13 protein-coding genes and 2 tRNA genes are annotated in these 19,077 nt (G+C 62.1%); 11 read left to right on the forward strand and 4 right to left on the reverse strand.

All coding sequences use genetic code 11. The features are described from left to right. The first annotated feature begins 220 nt into the window (after window positions 1-220). Together PQQ95_RS22000 and PQQ95_RS22005 are read left to right on the forward strand one after the other, a co-directional pair. A complete protein-coding gene (locus tag PQQ95_RS22000; RefSeq protein WP_408440960.1) occupies window positions 221-1,696 on the forward strand; it encodes a DUF1800 domain-containing protein in 1,476 nt (491 codons plus the stop codon). Between the two features lie 157 nt (window positions 1,697-1,853). Further along, the gene (locus PQQ95_RS22005; protein ID WP_408440629.1) at window positions 1,854-3,098 is read left to right on the forward strand and encodes a DUF1501 domain-containing protein; all 1,245 of its coding nucleotides are present in this window, start codon (window positions 1,854-1,856) and stop codon (window positions 3,096-3,098) included. 65 nt (window positions 3,099-3,163) lie between these two features. Here PQQ95_RS22005 and PQQ95_RS22010 read toward each other — a convergent pair whose 3' ends face one another. After that, window positions 3,164-3,988 (reverse strand): squalene/phytoene synthase family protein, encoded by an 825-nt coding sequence (locus PQQ95_RS22010; protein WP_408440631.1) that lies wholly within the window; start codon window positions 3,986-3,988, stop codon window positions 3,164-3,166. A 219-nt stretch (window positions 3,989-4,207) separates the two neighbouring features. Between PQQ95_RS22010 and PQQ95_RS22015 the strand changes: the two genes are divergently transcribed. Next, window positions 4,208-4,294, forward strand: a tRNA-Leu gene (locus tag PQQ95_RS22015). 95 nt (window positions 4,295-4,389) lie between these two features. Here PQQ95_RS22015 and PQQ95_RS22020 read toward each other — a convergent pair. Next, on the reverse strand, window positions 4,390-4,683 hold the full coding sequence (locus PQQ95_RS22020) for a hypothetical protein (protein ID WP_408440634.1): 294 nt from the start codon (window positions 4,681-4,683) through the stop codon (window positions 4,390-4,392). Between the two features lie 423 nt (window positions 4,684-5,106). Between PQQ95_RS22020 and PQQ95_RS22025 the strand changes: the two genes are divergently transcribed. Beyond that, window positions 5,107-8,043, forward strand: coding sequence for a DUF2339 domain-containing protein (locus PQQ95_RS22025; protein WP_408440637.1), 2,937 nt, complete (start codon window positions 5,107-5,109; stop codon window positions 8,041-8,043). After that, the gene (locus PQQ95_RS22030; RefSeq protein WP_408440640.1) at window positions 8,040-9,569 is read left to right on the forward strand and encodes a DUF3999 domain-containing protein; all 1,530 of its coding nucleotides are present in this window, start codon (window positions 8,040-8,042) and stop codon (window positions 9,567-9,569) included. Before PQQ95_RS22025 ends, PQQ95_RS22030 begins: the two co-directional genes overlap by 4 nt. 104 nt (window positions 9,570-9,673) lie before the next feature. Here PQQ95_RS22030 and PQQ95_RS22035 read toward each other — a convergent pair whose 3' ends face one another. Beyond that, the gene (locus tag PQQ95_RS22035; protein ID WP_408440642.1) at window positions 9,674-10,126 is read right to left on the reverse strand and encodes a MarR family winged helix-turn-helix transcriptional regulator; all 453 of its coding nucleotides are present in this window, start codon (window positions 10,124-10,126) and stop codon (window positions 9,674-9,676) included. 63 nt (window positions 10,127-10,189) lie between these two features. Continuing rightward, complete coding sequence (locus PQQ95_RS22040) at window positions 10,190-11,335, reverse strand: glycerate kinase (RefSeq protein WP_408440645.1); 1,146 nt, start codon at window positions 11,333-11,335, stop codon at window positions 10,190-10,192. 558 nt (window positions 11,336-11,893) lie between these two features. Between PQQ95_RS22040 and tig the strand changes: the two genes are divergently transcribed. The 6 genes from tig to PQQ95_RS22070 all read left to right on the forward strand — a co-directional run bounded on the left by tig (window position 11,894) and on the right by PQQ95_RS22070 (window position 19,012). Then, window positions 11,894-13,240, forward strand: a complete 1,347-nt coding sequence (gene tig, locus PQQ95_RS22045) for a trigger factor (protein WP_408440648.1) — start codon at window positions 11,894-11,896, stop codon at window positions 13,238-13,240. A gap of 207 nt (window positions 13,241-13,447) precedes the next feature. Continuing rightward, the gene (gene clpP / locus PQQ95_RS22050; RefSeq protein ID WP_007182010.1) at window positions 13,448-14,101 is read left to right on the forward strand and encodes an ATP-dependent Clp endopeptidase proteolytic subunit ClpP; all 654 of its coding nucleotides are present in this window, start codon (window positions 13,448-13,450) and stop codon (window positions 14,099-14,101) included. Between the two features lie 183 nt (window positions 14,102-14,284). Next, window positions 14,285-15,556, forward strand: a complete 1,272-nt coding sequence (gene clpX, locus PQQ95_RS22055; protein ID WP_408440651.1) for an ATP-dependent Clp protease ATP-binding subunit ClpX — start codon at window positions 14,285-14,287, stop codon at window positions 15,554-15,556. 202 nt (window positions 15,557-15,758) lie between these two features. Further along, window positions 15,759-18,185 carry an endopeptidase La gene (gene lon / locus PQQ95_RS22060; RefSeq protein WP_408440654.1) on the forward strand — a complete coding sequence of 809 codons (2,427 nt, stop codon included), beginning with the start codon at window positions 15,759-15,761 and terminating at the stop codon, window positions 18,183-18,185. Between the two features lie 343 nt (window positions 18,186-18,528). Continuing rightward, complete coding sequence (locus PQQ95_RS22065) at window positions 18,529-18,801, forward strand: HU family DNA-binding protein (protein WP_007585907.1); 273 nt, start codon at window positions 18,529-18,531, stop codon at window positions 18,799-18,801. A 135-nt stretch (window positions 18,802-18,936) separates the two neighbouring features. Then, a tRNA-Val gene (locus tag PQQ95_RS22070) sits at window positions 18,937-19,012 on the forward strand. The last annotated feature ends 65 nt before the right edge of the window (window positions 19,013-19,077 follow it).

The following is a 19,077-nucleotide window of genomic DNA, read 5'->3' on the forward strand; positions in this document are numbered from 1 at the left end:
GCAGAGCGCGTTTTTTGCATACGCGACTGCCTTTTCGTGACGCCCCGCAACCGGATAACCAATGATGAAATTGCTGACGGGCGGTAATCGTGGGCGCTGGCTTGCTGTCACAGCCACCGCGCTCGCAGCAGTGACGTGGTGTGTGCCGGCGTCGGCCGAGCAGCAAAATACCGCTCTTGCTCCCCACAACAAGCATCGTGCGCCGTCTGCTGCATCCGTCATTTCCGCTGGCGCGCAGGACATCCTCGACGCCGACGACGCGCGTTTCTTCCTGACGCGCGTCGGCTTTGCGCCCGATAGCGGCGAGGTCGCGCAATACGTTGGGCTCACGCGCGAGCAAGCCGTGGACAAGGTGCTGGCGACAGTTCGAACCGAAGCCGTCACGCCGCTGCCGGACTGGGTGCTCGAACCGATCCCGACACGCGACATCCGCAAGACATGGACGGACGATCAGCGTCGCGACGAGCAGCGGCTGCGCGGTCAGCGTTACGAATTATTACGTGCGTGGTGGGTGCGCGAGATGCTGGGCACGCCGTCGCCGCTGACGGAGCGCATGACGCTCTTCTGGCACAACCACTTCACCTCAGGTCAGGACAAGGTCCAGTATCCGCAGCAGATGGCGCAGCAGAACATGCTGTTGCGGCGTGACGCGCTCGGCAACTTCGGCGAGCTGTTGCACGACGTCGCGAAAGATCCGGCGATGCTGCAATACCTCGATGGTGCGAGCAATCGCAAGGGCAAGCCCAATGAAAACTTCGCGCGTGAAGTGATGGAGTTGTTCACGCTCGGCGAAGGGCGCTACACGCAGCGCGACGTATCAGAAGCCGCGCGTGCCTACACGGGGTGGAGCCTCGATCCCGATACTCAGGCGTACGTGTGGCGCGCCAACCAGCATGACGAGGGCGACAAGACCGTGCTCGGTCAAACCGGTCCTTTCGACGGCGATCAGGTTCTCGACATCCTGCTGGCGCGACCGGAAACCGCGACCTTCGTTACGACCAGGCTGTGGCGCGAGTTCGTCTCCGAGACGCCGGACCCCGCTCGCATCGCACCGATCGCTGCGCAGTTTCGCGCGAGTCACTACGATATCAAGGTCGCACTGCACGGCCTTTTCATGAGCGACGCGTTCTGGGACGACGGCGATCGCGGCGTCCTCGTGAAATCGCCGGTTGAGTTCGTGGTCGGCACACTGCGTGCGTTCGACATCGGTTACGACAATACGGCGCCGTTCGCGGCGCAGATCCGCACGCTCGGTGAGAACCTGTTCTACCCGCCGAACGTCAAAGGATGGCCGGGTGGCACGATATGGATCAATAGTTCGACACTGCTTGCGCGTAAGCAATTCGTCGAGCAATTGTTTCGAGCAACGGAAACCGCCCGTCCGCAGCGTATGAACATTCCGACGAGCACCAGGATCGCGGCGAGCGGCGCGCGGGGCGACATGCAGCCGAATCCGCCGATGCAGCGCGCGATGGCGCGCGTCGGCCAGATGGGCCAAGGTGGCGTACGCTTTGACATCGACACTTGGCTTGCGCATTACAACACCACGCCGACGGCGAAGCCGGGGCTGTCGGTGGAGCTTCAATTGCAGCACGCGGTCTTGCCGCTTACGCCGGTCGACGCGATCGAAACCGATTCGACCGCCAGCGCTTATCTGGAGGCGTTGCTGATGGATCCGGCCTATCAGTTGAAGTGAGCAGCGAGGTTATCCGTTGAGGTGAGCGGCTGTAACGGGCGACGGAACCGGGCAGCTCAATTGTTTGACTCAGAGCCGCAGCGCAATTCGGCAACATAAATAAGCGACCCGCCGGCGGCGGCAAGACACGCGCCGTGACAATCGAACGAGGTGCAGGATGAAACGACGCAGCTTTCTCTCGATGAGCGCCGCCGCCGGCGCGACGCTCTGGTTGCCACGCGCGTTCGGTGCGCAGACGGCAGCCGTGGACGTCCCAACGAATCGCGGCTACGGCAACCTCTTGATCCTCGTCGAACTGAAGGGCGGCAATGACGGCTTGAATACCGTGATTCCGTTTGCCGATCCCACCTACTATCAGCTGCGTAAAAACATCGGCATCAAACGCGAGCAGGTGATTCAGCTCGACGAGCGCACCGCGCTGCATCCGTCGTTGCAACCGTTGATGCCGCTTTGGCAGAGCCAGCAACTGGCGATCGTGCAGGGCGTCAGCTACGCGCAGCCGAATCTGTCGCATTTTCGCTCGATCGAGATCTGGGACACCGCGTCGCGTTCGGATCAATATCTGCGCGAAGGCTGGCTGACGCGTGCATTCGCGCAAGTGCCGGTGCCCGCCGGTTTTGCTGCCGACGGCGTAGTGATCGGCAGCGCCGAAATGGGGCCGCTCGCCAACGGCGCACGCGCGATCGCGCTGGTCAATCCGGCGCAGTTCGTCAACGCCTCGCGCCTCGCTACGCCGGTGTCGCTGCACGAGCGTAATCCGGAACTGGCGCATATTCTCGACGTCGAAAACGACATCGTGAAAGCCGCCGATCGTCTGCGTCCCACCCAAGGTCAGGCGCAACTGAAGACGGTGTTTCCCGGCGGCGCATTCGGCGGCTCGATCAAGACGGCGATGCAGGTGCTCGCCGCCAGCGATGCCCCGAAGGACGCCGCCTTGCGAAACAAACCGCAAGGCCAGGCACGCGGCGGACAGGGCGTCGCGGTGATCCGTCTGACGTTGAACGGTTTCGATACGCATCAGAACCAGCCCGGTCAGCAGGCGTCGCTGCTCAAGCAACTGGCCGAAGGATTTGCATCGATGAAATCGGCGCTGGTGGAGCTCGGCCGCTGGGACGAGACGCTGGTGATGACCTATGCCGAGTTCGGCCGGCGCCCGCGTGAGAATCAGAGCAACGGCACCGACCACGGCACCGTGGCGCCGCATTTCGTGATGGGCGGCCGGGTGCGGGGCGGTTTGTATGGCGTGCCGCCGGTGCTGGCGCGGCTCGACGGCAATGGCAACTTGCCGGTCGGCGTCGATTTCCAGCAACTCTACGCGACGGTGCTCGGGCCCTGGTGGGGGCTCGACGCGTCGGCAATCCTTCAGCAGCGGTTCGATCCGCTGCCGTTGCTACGTGTCTGATGGTGGACGGCGCTTCTTTAACGGTTTCCTTGTCAGCATGAGATCTCGTTCGTCGTGTCGCCCGTTTACCGGGCGCGCCACGCGATCCAGAGTTTGCGGATCGGCGTCAACGCGATGCGCTGATGCAGCACGTGATAACCGTCACGTTCGATTTCATCCAGCAGCGCGAGAGCGAGTGCCGCCTGCGCCACCAGCGTACGCTGCGAACGGCGCTCATTTGCGGGCACAGCGGCGAGCGCTGCCTGCAACGCGTCGCGGGCCCGCTTGGTCTCGAAGCGCATCAGATCGGTAAACGCCTCGGAATATTTCCGATTGATCAGATCCGCGGCGGTGACGTTGAAGCGCTGCATTTCGTCGATCGGAATATAGATGCGGCCATGACGCGCATCATTGCCTGTTTCGACGACGAACTGCGCGAGCAGCAACGCCTCACCGAGCGGTGCCGACCAGACCGGCGCCTGCGTGGCGTCTTTCGCCGTCGCGCGCGCGACCAGCGACGCGAACGTGCCGCCGACGCCCTGCACATAGCGCCGCAGATTCGGGTAGTCGAGGTAGCGGGCCTGGTCGAGATCCATTTCGAAACCGGTGAGCAACGCCTGCAACTCGGGATACGCAGCCTGCACGTCGGGCAGATAAGCCGCCAGCGCCTTGGACACCGGATGCGACGGCGAGCCCGAAGCCAGCGCGGCGAGCTCGTTTTGCCACCACGCGAGCTTGGTGCGCCCAATGGCCGGATCGCTGGTTTCCTTGACGGTTTCCTCGAACTCGCGGCGCAGCGCGAACAGCGCGGTCAGGAGCGGTTGGCTTGCCGCGGGCGCTTGCCGAAGCGCATAGTAAATGCTCGATCCGGGCGGGGCCGCTTTCTGCTGGCAGTATTCGTCGAAATTCACAGGATTGGAATGTGGGGAAGGGCAGGCGAAGAGGGCACGTCGTGCGTGCGTTTAGCCAAAAATTGTAGCATCGACGCTGCCTCCGGCCGATACATGAGCAAATGCAGACAAGCGCGAATCAATCGGTTAGAATCTCGCGCTTACGCTTTCGGGCGCGGGTTTTACCGCGTCCGTCGGCATGCAGGACATCGGGCAGAACGCGCAGCGCTTTGCCCGGCTGCGAGGGTGGCGAAATTGGTAGACGCACCAGGTTTAGGTCCTGACGCCCGCAAGGGTGTAGGGGTTCGAGTCCCCTCCCTCGCACCAACCGTATGCAGCAGAGAACCCCGTTAAGTCTTTGGACTGGCGGGGTTTTTTGTTTTTCGTATGTCTGGTGCCAGGCCGCGCGGGCCCGGCCGCGCTCAGGCGCCCGGCGCCGGCGGTTGCGATTCGGCTTGCGTGCCCGGCAACTCGGCTTGCACGGAGCCTTCGAGGAAGCGGCGGGTCGATTCGAACGCCTGCAGCATCGGATCGGGCCACGGTGTTTGCAGCATGACCGCCTGGTGGTTTTCGAATGCCGACGACAACAGTTTTGCCAGCTCAGGCGAGCGCAGATGACGCAACAGCACACTGACGGCGATCGCCGTCGCCTGGCTCGCGCCGGCGGTTTGAAGTTCCGAGGCGGTGAGGGCCGCTACCTGTTTGTTGATGTCCACTGAAACGTCCCTGGATGAAATGGGGGTGATCGAAGGCCCGGTGGCCGGTGCCGAATTTTGACACGGTTGGCGGCTTGCAGTGAACGCGGCCGCGGCGCCAGGCTTGCCAGGCTCGAAGCGTGACGATCGGTTTCAGCGCGGTTAATCTCGCAGTTGATCTCTCGCAGTTAATCTATCAGGCAGCTTGGGCGCATTTCCACCTGCGGATTAATCCAGGGAAAACAGGCAGCGTAAAGTCAGCAAAAAAACGCTATGTATCAGCGAACCAGCGTTGACATGCAGCTTCGCCGGCGCGATGGCTTAAAAGTCGGACTGACGTGGTATTCTGCGCGCCGATTTTCGCCGTATTGCCAGCGTGCTACTTGCGGTTTAAACCGTGCGACAAACGGATCTCGCCACAGAAGACAATAAACGAGGGATGCGATGAGCGTGATATTCGCCGTGATCGGCGCGGTACTCGGGATAGTGGCCGCCGTGTCGAACGATTTCTCGATCAGCTTCGGTGCATTGATGGGCGGGGTGGCCGGTGTTGCGCTCGCACGCCTGCTGAAAAAGAGGTCTCCGGGCACTGCGAACGAACTCGCGTCCAGGGCAGCTGTGGGCGATGGCTTGAGTTCATCCGATAGCTCATCCGGCAGCATACCCAGCAGCCCATCCGGCGGCGAACTATTGGCGCGCGTCGAGAGGCTCGAGCGCGAGATCGTCGTTTTGCGCGGCGAAATCCGCGAGTTGCGGGCGGGCGTCACTGGAGCATCAGCAACCGGAAGCGTGGATGGAGAGCTTTCGACATTCATCTTGCAACCGGCCGGGGGTGAGCCGCGTTCAGATGGGATGCCATCTGCGACGGGGCAGAAGCAGCACCCGGGGGCTGAGGCAACAACGTTGATGCAAACCCCACCGGCGCCACCGTCTCCGCTCGACCCGCCAGCACAGTCAGCACAGTCAGCACAGTCAGCACCGCCCGTACCGCCCGTACCGCCCGCACCGCCGCGCAGCCCCAGTCTCGCCGAACGCCTCTTCAAAAGCGGCCGCGACTGGTTATTCGGCGGCAACACGGTCGTGCGGATCGGCATCATCGTGCTGTTCTTCGGCATTGCGTTCCTGCTCAAATACGCGGCCGACAACAGCTTGCTGCCGATCGAATTCCGCCTCACCGGCGTTGCGCTTGCCGCCACCGCGTTGCTCGGACTCGGCTGGCGCATTGGCGAGCGTCGCGGCGCATACGGGCTGATCCTTCAGGGCGGCGGCGTCGGCACACTCTATCTGACGGTGTTCGCCGCGACCAGGCTGTACCACTTGTTGCCGGCAGCCGCGGCCTTGCCGTTGATGATCGCGATCTGCGGCTTGAGCGCGTTTCTGGCGGTGCGGCAGAACGCGTCGTCGCTGGCCTTCATGGGCAGCGCGGGCGGTTTCCTCGCGCCGGTGCTTCTGTCGACGGGCGGCGGCAGTCACGTGATGCTGTTCAGCTACTACGCGCTGCTCAATGCGGGAATTTTCGCGATCGCGTGGTTCAAGGCGTGGCGGCCTCTGAATCTGCTCGGTTTCGTGTTCACGTTTTCGATCGGCGCGGCATGGGGTGTGACGGCCTACCGGCCCGAGCTGCTGGCCAGCACCGAGCCGTTCCTGATTCTGTTCTTCCTGATGTATGTCGGCATCGCGTTGTTCTACGCGGTGCGCCGCGAGGTCGCGCTCAAGCATTACGTCGACGGTACGCTGGTGTTCGGCACGCCTCTTGTCGTTATCGGTCTGCAAGCGGCGCTGATGAAGGGCACCGAATTCGGTCTCGCGTGGAGCGCGGCGGCGCTGGCGGCGTTTTACCTCGCGATTGCGGGTTGGCTAGCGCGGCGGCTCGCGCGACTCGGCATGATGTTCGAGGCCATGCTCGCGCTGGCCGTGATCTTCGCCACGCTTGCCGTCCCGCTCGCTTTCACCGGACCGACCACGAGCGCGACCTGGGCGATCGAAGGGGCCGCGGTCACCTGGCTCGCCGTGCGTCAACGGCGTCTGGTCGCGTTCGGCTTCGGCTTGCTGATGCAACTGGCAGCGGCGGGCGCATATGGGTTCGACATGTTCGCGCAGACCGATGGCGCGCATGCGTGGCCGATCCTCAACGGCGCGTACATCGCGAGCGTGCTGATCGCGCTCGCCGGCCTCTTCACGGGATGGCGGTTGCATGGGCGCAGCGAGGCGGGCGCGTGGCATGCATGGATGCCGGGGATCGGCCTCGTCGCCAGCGTATGGGGGTTGTCGTGGTGGATCCTGGGCGGCCTCGGCGAAATTCAGGTGTACGCGCAGGCACATCTTGCGTACGACCGCGATCGTTTCGAGACCGCCGTCGTCGCGCTGTTCGCCGTTCTGACAGCGTGGCTCGCGCACGGCGCGAGGCGCAAGCTGCGTTGGCCGCTCGCCGAACTGCCTGCTCTGGCGCTCGTACCGGTTCTCGCGGTGCTGACGTTGAGTCTGTTCATATTGAGCAGGGCGCCGGTCAGCGGTTACGGCTGGCTGGTTTGCGCGGTCGTCGCTGTGTCCACCTACCTGCTGCTATGGCGTCAGCAGCGCGATGTCGGCGATCGTGTGCTCGCGCCGCTGCATACGCTGATGTTCTGGACAGCCGGTGCACTCGTCGCGCTCGAAAGTTATTGGAGCTTGCGCGCCTACGTGCCGGAAGGCGCATGGAGCTGGAGCGCGTGGGCTGATGGTTTCGGCATTCTGCTGCTGTTGGTGGCGGGCGTGGGACACCGTTTGCGCTGGCCGGTCGCGCGCTTCGTAGCGGCCTATCAGATAGGGGCAGCCGCGCCGCTCGCCGCTTTGCTGTGGGCGTGGAGCATCGCGAGTCTGACGAGCGACGGCAGCGCCGCGCCGCTCTTCTGGCTGCCGATCGCGAATCCGCTGGACGTGGCGCAGATTCTGGCGTTCATCGCTTGCGCGGTGTGGTTGCGGCGCCTTCGCGCACTGGGCGTGCACTGGCATTCGCGGGCTTTCGACTATGCGGCGCTCGCGACGCTGTTCCTATGGTTCAACGCCCTGCTGCTGCGCGCACTGCATCACTGGATCGGCGTGCCGTACCGGCTCGACGAGATGTCACATTCGATGCTCGTGCAGGCGTCGGTATCGGTGTTCTGGACAGTCTGCGCATTGGCTATGATGATCTGGGCGACCCGTCGGGCCAGCCGGATATTCTGGATCGTCGGCGGCGGACTGCTTGCGGTGATTGTCGTCAAGCTGTTCCTGTTCGATCTGTCGCACGTGACGGGTATCGAGCGGATCGTGTCGTTCATCGGTATCGGCCTGATGTTGCTGCTAATCGGCTACTTCTCACCGTTGCCGCCCAAAGCGGCAGTTCTGGAAACTGAGCAATGAAGCGTGTCCTGATAGCGACGGGGTGGTGTCTTGCGATCTCGTCCGTGTGGGTGTCGACGGCGGCCGTAGCGGCCGATCGTTTCGCGCAGCGTTTTGCGCTCGAACTCGAAAGCGGCGCCGCTTATTACAGCGTGGTGCTTCCGGCGGCCGTCTACGCTGCCAGCCAGCGCAGCGATCTCGGTGACGTGCGCGTGTTCAATGGTGCCGGCGAACCTGTGCCTTATTCACTCGACGCGCCACGTGAGTCAGCCCGGGCACCGGCCACCATGCGGCCGGTGCGCTGGTTTCCTTTGCCGCCCGCCGCTTCCCGCGGCACCGGTGTGCCGCTCGGCGTAACGATCGCGGCCGACGGGTCGCTGCGCGCAACCGCGGCCCCGCCGGCAAGCGGGCAACATGACACGGATCTGATCGACGTGGGACGCGAGGCGCGGGGGGAGGCTCGGGTCGATGCATTGGTCGTGCATGTGCGCGACGACAATTACCAGGGGCGCGTCAACGTCGAATCCAGTGACGATTTGCGCAACTGGCAACCCGCTGGCGAGGCGCAACTGCTGAAGGTCAGCTACAACGGCAGCACGCTGAGCCAGGACCGCATCGAGCTCAACGGGATGCGCGCGCGTTATCTGCGGCTGCGCTGGCTCGACGGTGCGCCCTATGTCGAATCGATCGATGCTCAGGTGCGAGCGGCAAGCGTCGGCGCGGCACAGCGCGCGGAGACGCAACGGCAATGGCGCGAAGGCATCGTGGCTCATCCGGGGCCGAAGGCCGGCGAGTATTTCTTTGAGACCGGCGGTCCTTATCCCATCGATCGTTTGCGCCTGAATCTCCCGCAGCCCAATACGGTGGCGCCGGCCGTCGTCTATTCGCGTTCGGGTCTGGAGACGGCATGGCGGGAGGTATCGGGCGCGACGCTGTTCCGGTTGCACAACGGCACGGTGGAGCAAAGCAATCCAGCGCTCGAAATGATGCCTGACACGGATCGTCAGTGGCGCGTGGTGGTCGACACGCGCAATGGCGGCTTGGGCAGCGGCACACTGAGCGTCGCTGCAGGCTGGCGTCCGGCGACGCTCACGTTCGTCGCGCGCGGAGTTGCGCCGTTCACGCTGGCGGTGGGGAGTGCGGCCGCGGTGTCGTCGGCGGTGAGCCGGGCGGATCTGCTGATGGGCGCTTCGTCGGTTGCCGTGGCGGCGCGGCTGGGCGAGGCGCTGCCGGTTGGACAGGACGCTAATGCGCCGTCAGCCGGCAACGACCCCGATGCGATGCGGCGCTACATGTTATGGGCCGCGTTGTTGCTGGCTGTCGGTTCGCTCGGTGCGATCGCCTGGCGACTTGCGCGTGGCGCTCGGGTCGACGCTGGAGCCCAGGTTGGCGGTGTAGATGGGGGAGTAACGGCAGGCGGCGTGGGTGGAGTGGGCGATGCTGAGGGATTGGCCAGCGGTGTACCCGGCGGGTCAGGCGCAGCGAATGCTTCGGTGAAGGACGCAGGTACTGCCGATACGGATGGTCAAGACACTGGAAAGCACTGACTTTGGTGCGGAAGTATTTCGGCGTAGAGGATTGCGTTGAACCGGGCGATCGGAACGCGCCGACGTATTGAGCGGCGCGTGCGCCCCCGCCTTCACGCCGTTGCTTACTCCTCGCGCTCCGACATCGTGCAGATGATCTTGTCCAGCGCCTCGCCGAACGCGAGCTTTTCCTGTTCGTCGAGGCAGTCGAACAAATCGCCGTTCCACTTTCGCGCGATCGGCATCACCTTGCGATAGAGCGCACGGCCTTCAGGGGTCAGCGACACCAGCACGACGCGGCCGTCCTGGGCGCTCGGCTCGCGTTTCACGAGTCCCTGTTTGATCAACGCCTCGGCCGCACGGCTTGCCTGGCTCTTGTCGAGGTTGGCGTGCCGTGCCAGTTCCATGATCGAAAACGGTCCGAACGATCCCACCGATGCAATCACCCTTGCTTCAGGCAGTGTCACGCCCAGTTTGTCCTGATAGCGTTCGCTGATGCCACGCTCGGCGAGTTTGTTCAACACATGCAGACGATACGTGAGGAATTGCTCGAGTCCGGCTTTGGCGGAATCCTTCATGGTCTTCCCGTGATGAGTGGAGCGGTCGCGGCGCTGTGATTGTTGCCGCAACCGTTCCGCCGGTCAACGCGCGCCGTATTTCAGACGCGTCAATTGTTCAGCCGCGTCGGCCAGCAAACGCGCCGCGTCGCGAATTGCAACCTCGAGGGTGATCGGCCCCGGTGCCGGCGAGAAGCAGCCACTGAAATATTCGGCGAGGCGCGGCAGCGCCGCGGAGTCGACCGCGCCGGAGAGCAGCGTGGCCGGCACGCCCACTGCCTGCGCATGACGGCACGCGATGAACGGCGCCTTGCCGTGCAGCGTTTGCACGTCCGAACGGCCTTCGCCGGTGATCAGCCAGTTCGCGCCTTCAAGCGCCGCGTCCAGACCGATCTGGCGCGCGACGGTTTCCGCGCCTGGCTCGAATTGCGCGCCCAGCATGTGCAGCGCAAAACCGAGACCGCCGGCCGCGCCCGCGCCGGGCTGATTGCGCGCCGTGCGCCCCAGCGCTGCCTCGAGCAGATCGGCGAAGCGGGCAAGGGCGGCGTCGATCGGCGCAACCTGTTCCGGCTTCACACCCTTTTGTGGCCCGAACACCGCGGTTGCGCCGTGAGCGCCGGTCAGCGGGTTATCCACGTCCGACATGCCGACGAATTGCGTGTCTGCGAGGCGCGCATCCAGTTGCGACACGTCGAGGCGCGCCACGCGCGCGAGTTGTTCGGGCGTGGCGTCGAGTTCCTGGTCTTGCGCGTCGAAAAGTTTTAGACCGAGGCCAGCCAGCAGGCCGGCGCCGCCGTCGTTCGTGCTGCTGCCGCCGAGTGCGACGAAAAAGCGCCGCACGCCGGCATCGAGCAGGGCGCGAATCGCTTCGCCCATGCCGCGCGTGCTGCGCGCCTCGACCGGCACGCCCATGCCGACCGGATCGGTAATGCCGACGATTTCCGCCGTTTCGATGATCGCGCTGCCATCCGCGAGCAAACCGGCGAGGGCCTCGCGCACCGGTCCTGCGGCGCCACGCACGCTCAGCTTGCGGCGTTCGCCGCCGCTCGTGAGCATGGCGTCGAGTGTGCCTTCGCCACCGTCGGCCATCGGACAGATACGCACGCTGGCATCCGGCCGGGCGCGCTGGATGCCGGACGCAATCGCCTGCGCGACCTGTTCCGCGCTGAGCGAACCTTTGAAGGAATCGGGAGCAATGACGACGACAGGCGAGGACGGCAAATTCGGCATGGTGTCTCTGAATGGTTGGAGTCGTTGCGAGGGCGGATGATATGAACAGAGGGAGGCGCAGCCCCGAGCGCGTCCATTAGCTTATCAGCATGGGCGCGCCGACTGAATATGTCGAACGGCATAGCCGGGATCGTCCGCGGGGGGAGTAATCATCAGGGGGAACGCGCGCGGCAAGCGCAGTGCTATCGCCCGCGCGGCCTTTGTGGCGGAAGCCATGCCGGTGGAAGGGTTGGCCATCTCCCCGTAAGCAGCCTGAAAACGGGCAGGGGATGGACGCAAAGCAGACGGCGAACAGCCATCAGACAACCTGCAAACACGTGAAAAACAGCGCGGAAAGCGGGCCGAACACCGATAAAAACGCGCGCAATCATCGAATCCCGGCTAAGCGCGCAAATAGTTTGCTAAAATATTCGGCTCTTTGGACCCAACCGTGCTGCCGGCGGCCTGCAAGCCCGCGGCGCAGGCGCGCAATTGATGCTGAGCGAACTCACGCGACATCGAAAAGCGGCACGGAGAAGATAACTGATTCGCTCGAATAATTTTAGGACGATTGAAGCCATGGCTAACGTTGTTGAAAACCTCGGCAAGCTCGAACGCCGCGTAACGATTTCCCTGCCGAAGGACGCCGTGCAGAAGGAAGTGGACTCGCGTATCCGTCAACTCGCGAAGAATGTGCGCATGCCGGGTTTCCGCCCGGGCAAGGTGCCGCTCAAGATGGTGACGCAACAGTATTCGGGCCAGGTGGAAGCCGAAGTGCTGAGCGACAAGGTCGGCAAGGAATTTTTCGACATCAGCCGCGCCGAAAACCTGCGCGTTGCCGGTCAGCCGAGCTTCGCGCCGAAGGCCGACGCTGCTGAAGGCGACTACGCGTTCGACGCGACGTTCGAGGTGTATCCGGAAGTGAAGCTGGGCGACGTCGCCACGGCTGAAATCGAACGCACCACGACCACCATCAGCGAAGCGGAAATCGACCGCACGCTGGACATCCTGCGCAAGCAGCGCGTGCATTTCCACGCTCGCGGCGAAGCCGGCGAGCACGGCGACGGCGGCGCGGATACGGCGGCAAAAGACGGCGACCGCGTGACGGTCGACTTCGTCGGCAAGATCGACGGTGAAGTGTTCCAGGGCGGCAGCGCTGACGACTTCGCATTCGTGCTGGGCGAAGGCCGCATGCTGCCGGAATTCGAAAAGGCAGCGCTGGGTCTCGTGGTCGGCGCATCGAAGGAATTCGATCTGGCTTTCCCGGCTGACTACCACGGCAAGGACGTTGCTGGTAAGACCGCGCAATTCACGATCACCATGAAGAAGATCGAGTGGCCGCATCTGCCGGAAATCGACGCTGAATTCGCAAAGTCGCTCGGTATCGAAGACGGCGATCTGGTCAAGATGCGCGCTGAGATCAAAGACAATCTCGAGCGCGAAGCGAAGCGCCGTACGCAAGCCATCGTCAAGAATCAGGTGATGGACGCGCTCCTGAAGATCTCGGAACTCGACGTGCCGAGCGCATTGATCGCACAAGATCAGGAACGCCTGGTTGGCATGGCCCGTCAGGACCTCGAGCAGCGTGGCGTGCCGAACGCTGCTGACGCACCGATCCCGGCTGAAATGTTCAAGGAACAGGCTGAGCGTCGCGTCAAGCTGGGCCTCGTGCTGGCCGAGCTGGTCAAGGCCAATGAACTGCAAGCCAAGCCGGAGCAGATTCGTGCCGAAGTCGACGAATTCGCGAAAAGCTACGAAGACCCGAAGGAAGTCGTCCGCTGGTATTATTCCAATCAGCAGCGTCTTGCCGAAATGGAAGCGTATGTCGTTGAAGCCAACGTCGTCGATTTCGTCCTCAGCAAGGCCAAGGTGACGGACAAGGAAGTAAGCTTCGAAGAACTGGCAAGCGCAACGGCGCAAGCGTAAGCGTCGCTGCAACGGCGTGCCGGCTGTCGGAGCGACGGCCCGCACGCCGTTTTTTTTGTGCTGTAAAAGTACGGTGCGTTTTGCATGACGCGTTTTACGCAGCGTCGCACGGCGCGTTCGCACTGATCGTGCACTTGAATACGGGTTCGTCGGCCACACCTGTCTAGCATCTAATATTTAGAATATTTCCAGACAAGGATCCATTGCATGACCTTTCGCGCCCAAATGCTGGACACGTTGACCTCCCAGTCGTCCCGGGATCTCGAAGCGCAGGCGCTCGGACTGGTGCCGATCGTCGTGGAAACGAGCGGCCGGGGCGAGCGCTCGTATGACATCTATTCGCGTCTGCTGAAGGAACGCATCGTGTTCCTGGTCGGCGAAGTAAACGACCAGACGGCTAACCTCGTCGTCGCGCAGATGTTGTTCCTTGAAAGTGAAAACCCGGACAAGGACATCAGCTTCTACATCAACAGCCCGGGTGGTTCGGTTTCGGCCGGGATGGCGATCTACGATACGATGCAGTTCATCAAGCCGGACGTCTCGACGTTGTGCATGGGTCTCGCGGCCAGCATGGGCGCATTCCTGCTGGCGGCGGGTGCGAAGGGCAAGCGCTTTGCGCTGCCGAATTCGCGTGTGATGATTCACCAGCCGCTGGGCGGCGCGCGAGGCCAGGCGTCGGACATCGAAATCCAGGCGCGTGAAATCCTGTACCTGAAGGAACGGCTGAATCATCTGCTCGCGCACCACACCGGCCAGCCGGTCGAGCGTATCGCACGCGACACCGACCGCGACAATTTCATGTCCGGCGACGACGCGCAAGCTTACGGTCTGGTTGACCAGGTGGCGCACAAGCGTCCTTGAATCGGTGCGGTCTTGCCCCAAAACGGGGCGAGGCCGTCATCGGATCGGTTGTGAAATAATCAAGACCCGTCCGAGTGCCTGCGGCAAACGCCGTCACCTTGGCTCAAGCCCTGCCGCGCCCAAACTGCGAGGCCGGGGCAAACGGCGTATCATGTAATCGAGTGTCCGGAGGCTCACACATCTATGGCGGACAAAAAAGGTTCTAACAGCGAGAAGCTGTTGTATTGCTCGTTCTGCGGCAAGAGCCAGCATGAAGTCAAAAAGCTGATTGCCGGCCCGTCGGTGTTCATCTGCGATGAATGTATCGACCTGTGCAATGAAATCATCCGCGATGAGGCTGCAGGCGCGGGCATCGAGGCGGGCTTGTCCAAGTCCGATCTGCCGAGTCCGCAGGAAATCCGTGAAATCCTCGATCAATACGTGATCGGTCAGGAACGCGCGAAGAAGATTCTCGCGGTCGCGGTGTACAACCACTACAAGCGCCTCAAGCACCTCGACAAGAAAGATGAGATCGAGCTGTCCAAGAGCAACATTCTGCTGATCGGTCCGACCGGCTCCGGCAAGACGCTGCTCGCGCAAACGCTCGCGCGCCTTCTGAACGTGCCGTTCGTCATTGCCGATGCAACGACGCTGACGGAAGCGGGCTACGTCGGTGAAGACGTTGAGAACATCATTCAGAAGCTGCTTCAGAATTGCAATTACGAAGTCGACAAGGCCCAGCGCGGTATTGTCTACATCGACGAAATCGACAAGATCAGCCGCAAGTCCGACAACCCGTCGATCACCCGCGATGTGTCGGGCGAAGGCGTGCAACAGGCCTTGCTGAAGCTGGTCGAAGGCACGATGGCGTCGGTGCCGCCGCAGGGTGGCCGTAAGCATCCGAATCAGGACTTCATCCAGGTCGACACCACGAATATTCTGTTCATTTGCGGCGGCGCATTCGACGGCCTCGAGAAGGTCATCGTCGACCGTACCGAAAAGACCGGTATCGGCTTCGGCGCCAGCGTGAAGAGCAAGCAGGACCGCGACGCCGGCGAAGTGCTGCGCGAAGTGGAGCCGGAAGATCTGATCAAGTTCGGTCTCATTCCTGAACTGATCGGCCGTCTGCCGGTGGTGGCGACGCTCGGCAAGCTGGACGAAACGGCGTTGATGAAGATCCTCGTCGAACCGAAGAATGCCTTGGTGAAGCAGTACCACAAGCTGTTCAATATGGAACGCGTCGAGCTGGAGATTCGTCCGGGCGCGCTGCAGGCTGTCGCACGTAAAGCGATCCGTCGCAAGACGGGCGCTCGCGGTCTGCGCTCCATCCTGGAACAGGCGTTGCTTGATGTCATGTACGACTTGCCGCAGATGAAAGGCGTTAGCAAGGTCATCATTGACGACAACGTGATTGACGGCGACGGGAAACCGCTACTGATCTACGAAGACGCGCCGAAAGTGGCGGGTTCGAACTGATCGGCTTTCGGGTTCTGCAAAAAAAGCCGTTCATGGCAACGTGAACGGCTTTTTTCGTTTATCGTGTGGTCAGGATGGTTGTTTTCACTATGGAGTCACTGAACCTTCGGAGTCACTGAACTTTTCCCACACGCGGAGGCTTGCAATCTTTTCTGCTGGCCTCACCTATCGAACGAACTGATTCCACTCATGGGGAAATGAAATGTCAGGAACCCAACTCCTTCCGCCGGAACGCATTACGCTCCCGCTGCTCCCGCTGCGTGACGTAGTCGTCTTCCCGCACATGGTGATTCCGCTCTTCGTAGGCCGCCCGAAGTCGATCAAGGCTCTCGAAGCAGCGATGGAAGGCGGCAAGCACATCATGCTCGTCGCCCAGAAAACGGCTGCGAAAGATGAGCCGACCGAAAAGGACATGTACGAAGTAGGATGTATCGCCAACATCCTGCAAATGCTGAAGCTGCCCGATGGCACCGTCAAGGTGCTCGTGGAAGGCTTGCAGCGCGCGAAAACGCTTTCCATCGAAGAACAGGAAACCCAGTTTTCGTGCGAAGTCATGCCGCTCGAACCCGACCACGCCGACAGCGCTGAAACTGAAGCGCTGCGCCGCGCGATCGTGTCGCAGTTCGACCAGTATGTGAAGTTGAACAAGAAGATCCCGCCGGAAATCCTGACGTCGCTGTCGGGCATCGACGAGGCGGGTCGTCTGGCCGATACGATCGCGGCGCATCTGCCGCTCAAGCTCGACCAGAAACAGCATATCCTCGAGATGTTCCCGGTCATCGAGCGCCTCGAGCATCTGCTCGCGCAGCTCGAAGCTGAGATCGACATCCTGCAGGTCGAAAAGCGCATCCGCGGGCGTGTGAAACGCCAGATGGAAAAGAGTCAGCGCGAGTACTACCTGAACGAACAGGTCAAGGCGATCCAGAAGGAACTGGGCGAAGGCGAAGAAGGTGCGGATCTCGAAGAACTCGAGAAGCGCATCACGGCTGCGCGCATGCCCAAGGAAGCCAAGAAGAAGGCCGACGCTGAACTGAAGAAGCTCAAGCTGATGTCGCCGATGTCGGCTGAGGCGACGGTCGTGCGCAACTACATCGATACGCTGATCGGCTTGCCGTGGCGCAAGAAGAGCAAGGTCAACAACGACCTCTCGAATGCGGAACGCGTGCTCGACGAAGACCACTTCGGTCTCGAGAAGGTGAAGGAACGCATTCTCGAGTATCTCGCGGTTCAGCAACGTGTCGACAAGGTGAAAGCGCCGATCCTGTGCCTCGTTGGGCCTCCGGGTGTCGGTAAGACGTCGCTGGGCCAGTCGATCGCTCGCGCTACGAACCGCAAGTTCGTGCGTATGGCGCTCGGCGGCGTGCGCGACGAAGCCGAGATTCGCGGTCACCGTCGTACGTACATTGGTTCGATGCCCGGCAAGATTCTGCAAAGCCTGACCAAGGTCGGCGTGCGCAATCCGCTCTTCCTGCTCGACGAAGTCGACAAGATGGGTCAGGATTTCCGCGGCGATCCGTCGTCGGCTCTGCTGGAAGTGCTCGATCCGGAACAGAACCATACGTTCGCCGATCACTATGTCGAAGTCGACTTCGATCTGTCGGACGTGATGTTCGTGGCAACGTCGAACTCGCTGAACATTCCGCCGCCGCTGCTCGACCGGATGGAAGTGATCCGTCTGTCGGGTTACACGGAAGACGAGAAGGTCAGCATCGCGCAACGTTATCTTTTGCCCAAGCAGAAGAAGAACAACGGCCTCAAGGATGGCGAGGTCGATGTGACGGAAACCGCGATCCGCGACATCATTCGTTACTACACGCGTGAGGCGGGCGTCCGTTCGCTCGAGCGTGAAATTTCGAAGATCTGCCGCAAGGTCGTGAAGATGCTTCTGCTGAAGAAGGCGGAAGGCGCGGTAACGGTCGACGGCAGCAATATCGACACCTTCCTCGGCGTGCGCAAGTACGACTTCGGTCTGGCCGCGAAGGAAAATCAGGTTGGCCAGGTCACGGGTCTTGCGTGGACGGAAGTGGGCGGCGATCTGCTGACCATCGAAGCCGCGGTGATGCCGGGTAAGGGCAATGTGATCCGCACGGGTTCGCTCGGCGACGTGATGAAGGAATCCGTCGAGGCCGCGCGCTCGGTGGTTCGCTCGCGTTCGCGCCGTCTGGGTATCAAGGACGAAGCGTTCGAGAAGCAGGACATTCACATCCACGTGCCGGAAGGCGCGACGCCGAAGGACGGTCCTTCGGCCGGTATCGCGATGACGACCGCGCTGGTGTCGGTGTTGACCGGTATTCCGGTGCGTGCCGATGTCGCGATGACGGGCGAAATCACATTGCGTGGCGAAGTCCTGCCGATCGGCGGCCTGAAGGAAAAGCTGCTGGCAGCGCATCGCGGCGGTATCAAGCTGGTGCTGATTCCGGAAGAAAACGTCAAGGACTTGACGGAGATTCCGGACAACGTGAAGAACGCCATTGAAATCATGCCGGTCCGCTGGATCGACCGGGTGCTGGAATTGGCGCTCGAACGGGTGCCGCAGGCATTGCCGGAGGAAGAGCCCAAGCCCGCTACGCCTGTCGCGGCGGCTGAGCCGGGCAAAGACGCCGGTACAACGGAAGTCGTGAAGCACTAAGTTAGTCAACGGCGAAAGCTGGTTGATGTATAAAAACCCGCGACCCTGGTCGCGGGTTTTTTATTGCCTGCTAGATGCCGGAAAGTCACGTCTCGAATGCACGCAATCCCACCTTTTGAGCGAAGGACGTTTCCTGTCGTCGACGGGTTGTGCGCGCATCGATCTACGGCAAGATTTGGTGACATAAAGCCCCCTTCAGAACCGTTTAAATCAGGCTCAACCCCGCTTGACACAAGGGTTTCGGCCAATTCTAATGAGTCGGCTCGGCGTTACCCGCCAGCCGCGTGATGCCAGGCGCTACAGAGCGCCGTCACGATTGCCATAAACATTCTCGGGGGTTGGAATGAATAAAACGGAATTGATCGATCACATTGCGCAGCAAGCCGATATTTCGAAGGCCGCGGCAGGCCGTGCACTCGACGCGGTGATCGGCGGGGTCAAAGGTACGTTGAAGAAGGGCGGTTCGGTGACGCTGGTGGGTTTCGGTACGTTTGCCGTGGGCAAGCGCACCGCGCGTACGGGGCGCAATCCGCGCACCGGCGCCGCCATCAAGATCAAGGCAGCGAAGGTTCCTAAATTTAGGCCTGGCAAAGCTCTGAAGGATGCGCTAAACTGATGGGCTTGCTGCTTGAGGAATTGCAGATTCGCTAGAAAGAAGTGCGGCGAATTTTGCGTGACCTGGTGCCACACTAGTTGGTGCGCAAGTTGATCAATCAGGCAGCAAAAGCAGAAGCACACTGAATCTTGAAACGGGTGCTTAGCTCAGTTGGTAGAGCGGCGCCCTTACAAGGCGTAGGTCGGGAGTTCGAGCCTCTCAGCACCCACCATTCCGTTTCACGATTAGCGTCCGGGTAGGTCCGAAGAGATCTGCTGCAGTACTCTGAAACCCGCG

The sequence above is a fragment of the Paraburkholderia caffeinilytica genome, assembly GCF_046030355.1.
Classification (GTDB): domain Bacteria; phylum Pseudomonadota; class Gammaproteobacteria; order Burkholderiales; family Burkholderiaceae; genus Paraburkholderia; species Paraburkholderia caffeinilytica_B.